This window comes from Arthrobacter sp. Dra40 (assembly GCF_059091905.1).
In genome coordinates this window covers 1-7,523 of sequence record NZ_JBNHHB010000232.1, presented here as the reverse complement: position 1 = coordinate 7,523, position 7,523 = coordinate 1, and the positions used below count along the sequence as shown (strand labels likewise).

General features: G+C 68.0%; 8 protein-coding genes. 2 read left to right on the top strand and 6 right to left on the bottom strand.

All coding sequences use genetic code 11. From position 1 onward, the window contains the following. Positions 1–160: 160 nt before the first annotated feature. Positions 161–1,216 (bottom strand): o-succinylbenzoate synthase, encoded by a 1,056-nt coding sequence (locus AC5RWT_RS32275; protein WP_494083780.1) that lies wholly within the window; start codon positions 1,214–1,216, stop codon positions 161–163. 67 nt (positions 1,217–1,283) lie between these two features. On the opposite strand from AC5RWT_RS32275, the gene AC5RWT_RS32270 reads away from it, so the two are divergent. Next, complete coding sequence (locus AC5RWT_RS32270; RefSeq protein WP_494083779.1) at positions 1,284–2,195, top strand: phosphatase PAP2 family protein; 912 nt, start codon at positions 1,284–1,286, stop codon at positions 2,193–2,195. Positions 2,196–2,307: 112 nt separating this feature from the next. Further along, positions 2,308–2,880, top strand: coding sequence for a GNAT family N-acetyltransferase (locus tag AC5RWT_RS32265; RefSeq protein WP_494083778.1), 573 nt, complete (start codon positions 2,308–2,310; stop codon positions 2,878–2,880). A gap of 4 nt (positions 2,881–2,884) precedes the next feature. Here AC5RWT_RS32265 and AC5RWT_RS32260 read toward each other — a convergent pair whose 3' ends face one another. The 5 genes from AC5RWT_RS32260 to AC5RWT_RS32240 all read right to left on the bottom strand — a co-directional run. Continuing rightward, positions 2,885–3,727: an MBL fold metallo-hydrolase gene (locus AC5RWT_RS32260; protein WP_494083777.1), complete on the bottom strand. Its 843-nt coding sequence runs from the start codon at positions 3,725–3,727 to the stop codon at positions 2,885–2,887. Between the two features lie 243 nt (positions 3,728–3,970). Further along, the gene (locus AC5RWT_RS32255) at positions 3,971–4,186 is read right to left on the bottom strand and encodes a hypothetical protein (RefSeq protein ID WP_493966663.1); all 216 of its coding nucleotides are present in this window, start codon (positions 4,184–4,186) and stop codon (positions 3,971–3,973) included. A 159-nt stretch (positions 4,187–4,345) separates the two neighbouring features. Further along, positions 4,346–5,833 (bottom strand): dihydrolipoamide acetyltransferase family protein, encoded by a 1,488-nt coding sequence (locus AC5RWT_RS32250; protein ID WP_494083776.1) that lies wholly within the window; start codon positions 5,831–5,833, stop codon positions 4,346–4,348. Between the two features lie 2 nt (positions 5,834–5,835). Beyond that, positions 5,836–6,885, bottom strand: coding sequence for an alpha-ketoacid dehydrogenase subunit beta (locus AC5RWT_RS32245; RefSeq protein ID WP_494083775.1), 1,050 nt, complete (start codon positions 6,883–6,885; stop codon positions 5,836–5,838). 28 nt (positions 6,886–6,913) lie between these two features. Continuing rightward, positions 6,914–7,523: thiamine pyrophosphate-dependent enzyme (locus AC5RWT_RS32240; RefSeq protein WP_494083774.1), on the bottom strand; the 610-nt coding region annotated here is incomplete at its 5' end.

Sequence of the window (7,523 nt, the reverse complement as noted above, 5' to 3'; positions counted from 1 at the left end):
AGGTCCATCACCAGTTCCTGTCCCGGAACCGGAAACTGAAGCTCGGCGCCCTCCACGTCCATAAGCTCACGCTACCGGCCGCCTAGGACATTTTTGGTCCGGGCAGACGCTGCATGGGCCAAGGGATGTCCTCCGCTGGCCCCCCTTTTCCGCCCCTACCTCACGGCTCAAGCAGCCGGTAGGTTCGTGCCAGTCGGTCCAGCCACCACTGTCGCCGATCCTCCGGCGCGGCAAAACGGTCCAGCAGGTCCGGGTCCGGCACCACGTCGCGCACCCGCAGGCGCCCGCCCGCCGGCACCAGCGAATCCGCCGCTATGTCCCCGTCCATCAGGGACACGGTGGCCAGTCCGCAGGCATACGGAAGCTCCGGCAGGGCCGCCGCCAAGGCCACGCCGGCCCGGATTCCCACGGAGGAATCCAAGGCGGAACTGACGACGGCGGGGAGCCCGGCCTGGGCGACGATGTCCAGCGCGCGCCGCACTCCCCCCAGCGGCTGCACCTTGACCACGATCAGGTCCGCGGCGTCTTCGCGGGCTACCCGCAAGGGATCGGCTGCCTTGCGCACGCTCTCATCCGCTGCGATCGGCGTGCTGATGCCGCGCCTGCGCAGCTCAGTCCGCACCGCCCGCAGCCCGGCAATGTCGGGTACCGGCTGTTCGGCATACTCCAGCGAATATCCGGACAGCAGGGTCAGCGCCTGTACCGCCTCCGCAACGTTCCAGCCGCCGTTGGCATCCACCCGGAGGGCAGCATCCGGGGCAGCTGCACGCACCGCGGCAACGCGGGCCACGTCCTGGTCGATGTCCTGGCCGGTTTCGGCAACCTTGATCTTCACGGTCAGCGGGCCGTCGAAACGGGCCAATATGCCCGCCACGTCCTCAGGCGCCACTGCAGGAATGGTGGCGTTGACGGGAACACTGGTGCGGACCGGCTCGGGGAAACCCTGCCAGCCCGCTTCCACCGCTGCGGCCAGCCAGGCGGCTGCCTCGGCGTCGTCGTACTCAAGAAAAGGAGAGAATTCCGCCCATCCGGCCGGGCCCTCCAACAGCAGCACCTCCCGGTGCATCACCCCTCGGAAGCGGACCTTCATCGGCAGGGACACCACGCGCGCGGCGGCCAGCAGGTCGGCGGGATCCGGGCGTACCGGCGGCCCTGCGGGATCCGGGCGTACCGGCAGGGCGGATTGCCCGGGATCGGGAGTCTGGTGCTGTTTCATTATTTCCACTGTACGACCGGCCACATCGTCTCGGTTGCTGTCAGCATTGTGTGCGAGGCTTGAGTCGATGACTCCGCAGCGTTCACGTTTCCGCGACCGGACCGCGCCCAGCCGTCCGGCGGCACACGCTCCCGCCCTGTTCTGGCTGGGAGCGCTGTTATGCGCGGGAGCGTTTGTGTTGAACTACTACACCTTTGTCCGGACCACCACCGGGCAGTTTGCCGATGAATCAGCCTGGGCAGAGGCCGAGTCCGGTTGGCGGCTGGGACGCGGCGTGTTCCTGGACTTCCTGGACCTTCTGCCGGACATCTCCGTGGCCTTGGCGGCCGCAGTGCTGCTGGTAGTTGCCCTGATACGACGGCGGTGGTTCCCGGCGGCGGTCGGCGTCGCGGTGGTCGCGGCATCGGCAGCAACCACGTGGATCCTCAAGAACTTCGTCCTCGACCGGCCCGACCGGGGTGTGCCGACGCTGGAACACAATTCGTTGCCCTCCGGACACACCACCATCGCAGCCGCGGCGGCCTTGGTCATCTTTTTGGTGGTCTCGCCCCGCTGGCGTCCGTTCGCCGCAGCGGCGGGCGGTTTGTATGCCGTGCTGGCCGGGGCGGCCACACTGATCAATGGCTGGCACCGGCCGGCGGATGTGGTGGCGGCCTTTCTTGTGGCCGGGTTCTGGGCCCTGGTGGCTGGCCCGTTCGTGCTGCGGCACGGCAACGACTGGAATGTTTGGTCCGGCTACGGCAGTTTCTGGGCTGCCTCTGTCTGGTGGCCACGGCTGTGCTGGATGCTGGCCGTGCTGGGTATCGGCGCGGCGGCAGGACTCTATCTGTTGGTGCAGTACCTGGGAAATGCTTCGGTTCCGGGTTCGGCCCGGCTTCCGTTGTTCTTCTGGGGCGGCATGGGCCTGATCACCGGCACGGGCATGCTGCTCAGCGCCTTGCTGACCTGGCTGTTCGGGTTCCAGGCGCGCCGGCACTGAACCGCCCTCAACGGGTGCGCCGGAAGATCATGCGCGTCGCCCGGAACCCCGTGGGCCGCGCCGGTAGCCGCGGCCATTGTCAGTACCGGATGGTGGTGGCAGTGTGAGTCCCATGGCGATCGAGGTGCGTCCGGCAACGGTCTTTGAGGACGTGAAGACGATGCTGGGTCCCAGGCGCCCCGATGCGAATGTCTGTTGGTGCCTAAGCTACCGCATCCCGTCGAAGGAGAATGTTTCCTTGCAGGGGCAGGACCGCGGGGCGCTCGTGCGGCGCTTGTGTGGACAGGACCCCCCGCCCGGCGTGCTCGCCTACGACGGGGATGAGGTGGTGGGCTGGGCGGCCGTGCACCCGCGGGCGGACACGGCCTTCGCGCGGAGCCGGAAGATTCCGCAGGTGGACGACGTCGACGTCTGGGCGGTGTGGTGCATCCGGGTGCGGCCGGGACATCGTGGCAAGGGTATCGCGCACCATCTGCTGGCAGGCGCCGTCGACTTCGCCCGCGGACACGGCGCCCCCGCAATTGAGGGATACCCGGTTGATAACGGGGGCAAAAAAGTCGACCTCACCATGGCCTATGTCGGCACCCGAACGCTTTTCGAACGCGCGGGCTTCACGAAAGCAGCCGATACAGGCTCCGTGGTAAACGGGTTTCCCCGCATCCTGATGCGGCTTGAGCTGCGCTGACAAGTCACCGGGAGGCGTTGAGGCGCTGCAGCAGGGCGCGGGACTGCACGGGGCCGTAGGGCAGCATGGGGATGGCCTTGGTGGTGTCCGCCGGAGTGTCGCGGCTGGCTTGCTCGCCCATCCGGACAGCCAAGGTCATGGTCTCGCACATGTTCTTCACGAAAGCGTCGCTGACGGTCTGGCCGTGGCCCGGCACCAGCACGTCATACTCGTGCCGCAGGCCCGAGAGCCGGCGCAGCGTCTCCACCCAGTCGCGCGGGTAGGAATCTTCGAAGGCCGGTGCCGCGCCTTGCTCCACCAGGTCGCCGGCGAACAGCGTGGTGGGCGAGCCGACCAGCAAATCGCCGTCGGTGTGGCCGCGTCCCAGATGGAAGAGTTTCACCTTCACCTCGCCCAGATCCACAGTGGTCTCAACATCCACCAGCTTGGTGGGCATTTTGATTCCCGTATGCTCCCCGGCACCGGCCGCCATTTCCGGTTCGGTGTCCACAACAGCCTCCCGCTGAAGCGCACCGTTCTCGGCGATGTCGTGCGCGCAGTTGCGGTGGGCGTAAAAGTCCTGCACCCCCTGCGCGGCGAAGTAGGCATTGCCGAACACGTGGTCGTAGTGAAAGTGAGTATTGACGACGGCGAGCGGCAGCTTGGTCAGCCCTCGGACGGCGGCGTAGATCCGCTGCGCCTGGCGGGGACCGGCCCCCGTATCCACCACCAGAGCCTTGTTCTTGCCGATGATCAACCCGGAGTTCAGCAGGTACTCCTTCGTCCGGATGACGTAGTTGCCGGGTGCCACCTGCACGGCTTCCGCCGGCTCGCCGCTTCTGTCCTCTGATCGGGCGCCATCGCTCATCCGGCCGGTATCCTCCCTCGCGTCCCACACCGGCCGTGCGGGAGGCACAGCCTGATCCTGCTACGGTACCGCGCCGCCCCGTTCCGACGAACGGGCCGCGTCGGTGAGGGGCATCCGACGGGCGCGCTTTGACCGGTCCGTGCAGCGGGCTGTTCCCCGAGGCGGCACCCGGCAGAGCGGGCATGCAAACCAACCTTGGCCGCGGCTTACCGTCCCCGGCCTGCGCTCAAGGGCCCCGGACGATCAGTACTCGTGGGCGTGGCGGACTTCCTCGCGGATTTCGCCGAACGGCACGGAGTCGTCGACGTACGCCTGCACATGCTTGGAGCCCATGCCGCGGACCATCACGCCGTGTTCCCCCTCGGCAGCCGACTCGAGGAACACCGGCCGGAGCGCCTCGGCATGGTGTGCAGACAACCCGGAGAGGTACTTTTTGTACGCCTCTGGCAGAGTGATCATGCCCTAAGGGTAGCGCCGGGCAGCCCGGGCCAGCTAGGAAAAATATTCCACTACCCGCCAATGCCAGCGGGGGTGCCCGCGGCGGCGGGACAACCCCTCCGGACGTTCCACATGCAGCAGCCGCGCCGGCCGGGGTGCGCCTCGGCCGGCGGGAAACTGCTACAGGTCGGCGAGCACGCCGCCCGGGTTTTCGATGGCATCCGCGACGTAGCGCAGGAACCCGCCGGCGGTGCCGCCGTCGCACACGCGGTGATCGAAGGCCAACACCAATTCGGTGACCTTCCGGACCGCCAGCTCACCGTTGACCACCCACGGCTTGTCGATGATCCGGCCCACGCCGAGGATCGCCACCTCCGGGTAGTTGATGATGGCTGCGCTGCCGTCCACACCGAACACGCCGTAGTTGTTCAGCGTGAAAGTACCGCTGGTCAGCTCGGCCGGCGTGGCCTTGCCATCGCGGGCGACGGCGGTGAGCCGCTTGATTTCCGCGTCCAGCCGGCGGGCGCTCAGCCGGTCCGCGCGGCGCACGCTGGGCACCATCAGTCCGCGGTCGGTCTGCGCGGCGAAGCCCAGGTTAACGCCGTCGAAGGCAATAATCTCCCCGTCTTCGATCCGGGTGTTCAACTCCGGATACCTGGCCAAACCGGCCAGCACGAACCGTGCGATGAACGCCAGCAGCCCCGGGGTGTTCTCCGGGTCCCGGCGCTTCAGCTGGGCGCGCATCTCCAGCAGGGCGGTGGCATCCACGTCCACCCACACGGTGGCTTCGGGGATTTCGCTGCGGCTGCGGGACATGGCCTGGGCCACGGTCTTCCGCACGCCCTTCATTGGCGTGCGGGTAGCGATGCCCAGGCCGGTACGGGCATCGGTGCCGGCGAGGGCTGCTGTGCCAGCCACCACGCGGTCTTCCGCCGCGGCCTGTCCGGCGCCTGTCGGGGCGCCTGTGCTGGCGCCTGTGGTGGCGCCTGACAGCGCTGCCTCAACATCCCTGCGCAGCACCATGCCATCTGCACCGGTGCCGGTGATGTCGGACAGACGGAGCCCCCCGTCCCGGGCCAGCTTGCGGACCAGCGGCGAGATGACCAGCCGGGCCCGCCCGTTGCCGCCGGCCGGCGTGGGCCGCTCGTCCGCCTCTGCCGTCACTGGTGCAGCGGTGGGCGCCGCCGGGGAGGTGGCCACGGCAACGCGGCCGGTCTTGGGCCGGCGCGTGCGCTTGGAGCCAGCGGCCCCGCCGGGAGTGCCGTAACCGATCAGCACATTCCCGGAACCCGACTCGGCCGGTTCCTGGATGCCGGCACGCTCCTCCTGGCGGTAGGCTTCGCCGTCGGGGTGCCCGCCGTCGGAAGGAGCTTCCGGCAGCGGTGCCGCCCCGGCGGCACCCGGGGCTCCGTCGTCGTGCACGTAGCCCGGCGCATCAACGGAGATGAGGGGCTTGCCCACATCCATGGTGTCGCCGGCGGCTCCGTGCAGCACCGCAACGGTTCCCGCGAAGGGGCTGGGCACTTCCACCATGGACTTGGCGGTCTCCACTTCGGCCACCGGCTGGTCCACACGGATCTCGTCGCCCACCTTGACCAGCCAGTTGACCAGCTCGGCCTCGGTCAGGCCCTCGCCGAGGTCCGGCAGTTTGAATACCTGTCGCGACATGGCTACGCGTCCTCCCACTGAAGTTCATCCACCGCATCCAGGATGCGGTCCACGCTGGGCAGGTAGAAGTGCTCCAGCTTCGGCGCCGGGTACGGAATATCGAAGCCGGTGACGCGCAGCACCGGGGCGGCCAGCGAATGGAAGCAGCGCTCCTGAACCCGGGCCACGATTTCGGAGGCCACGGACGCGAAGCCCGGGGCCTCGGCGACGACGACGGCGCGGCCTGTCTTGCGTACGGAAGCCATCACCGTTTCGTCGTCGAAGGGGACGATGGACCGGATGTCGATGACCTCCAGCGAGCGCCCTTCCTCGGCGGCGGCTGCAGCTGCCTGCATCACGGTGGAAACGGACGGGCCGTAGGTGATGATGGTGGCGTCGGTTCCCGCGCGGGCGACCACGGCGCGGCCAATGCTGGAGTCGACGGGAGCAGCCGTCGGTTCCGGTCCGTCGGTACGGTCCAGCGCCGGGGTTCCCCAGCGCGACTGCAGCGCTTCGAGGTCCAGTTGGTCCTTGGAGAAGTAGAGCTTCTTGGGCTCCAGGAACACCACCGGATCCGGGAACCGGATGGCCTCGCGGAGCATGGTGTAGGCATCCTCCACCGTGGCAGGTGCCACGACCGTCAGACCCGGCGTGTGCGCGTAGTAGGACTCGGAGGAGTCGCAGTGGTGCTCCACTCCCCCGATGCCGCCGGCGTACGGAATCCGGATAACCATGGGCAGCTTGACCTTGCCGCGCGTCCGGTTGGGCATTTTGGCGACGTGCGAGACCACTTGCTCGAACGCCGGGTAGGCGAAGGCATCGAACTGCATTTCCACCACGGGGCGCAGGCCGTTCATCGCCATGCCAATCGCCATGCCCATGATGCCCGATTCCGCCAGCGGGGTGTCGAAGCAGCGTTCCTCGCCGAACCGCTTGGTCAGGCCGTCGGTAATCCGGAAGACCCCGCCCAGCGGGCCGACGTCTTCCCCGAAGACGACGACGGAGCGGTCGGCTTCCATCTCATCGGCCAGTGCCGTGTTCAGCGCCTTCGCGAACGTCATAGTTGTGCTCATAGTGTGTCCTTAGGTCAGCGTCGGCTTCTCAGGCCGACTCGCGCGAGAGCTCATCGCGGAGCATGGCGGCCTGCTCGCGCAACTGGCTGGTCTTCTCGGTGTAGACGAACCGGAACAGGTCCTGCGGGTCCACTTCGGTCTCGGCGTTGAGGCCGTCACGCATCTGGGCGGCCACGGTTTCTGCCTGCCCGGCGATCTCCTCTTCCAGTCCCTGGTCCAGGACGCTCAGCTCCTGCAGATACGTCCGCAGGCGCACCAGCGGGTCCTTCGGCGCCCACTCGGCCACTTCGTCTTCGGTGCGGTAGCGGGTGGCGTCGTCGGCGTTGGTGTGCGACTGCATCCGGTAAGTGTGGGCCTCGATGAGGGCGGGCCCGCCGCCTTCGCGGGCACGGTCCACGGCCTTGCCCAGCACGGCCAGCAGCGCCGCGGTGTCGTTGCCGTCCACGCGTTCGCCCGGCATGCCATAGCCGATGGCCTTGTGCGCCAGCGACGGCGCCACCGTCTGCTTGTTCAGCGGTACCGAGATGGCGTACTGGTTGTTCTGCACGAAGAACACCACCGGAAGGTGGAACACCGCGGCAAAGTTCAGTGCCTCGTGGAAGTCGCCCTCGCTGGTGGCACCGTCACCGCAGAGCGCG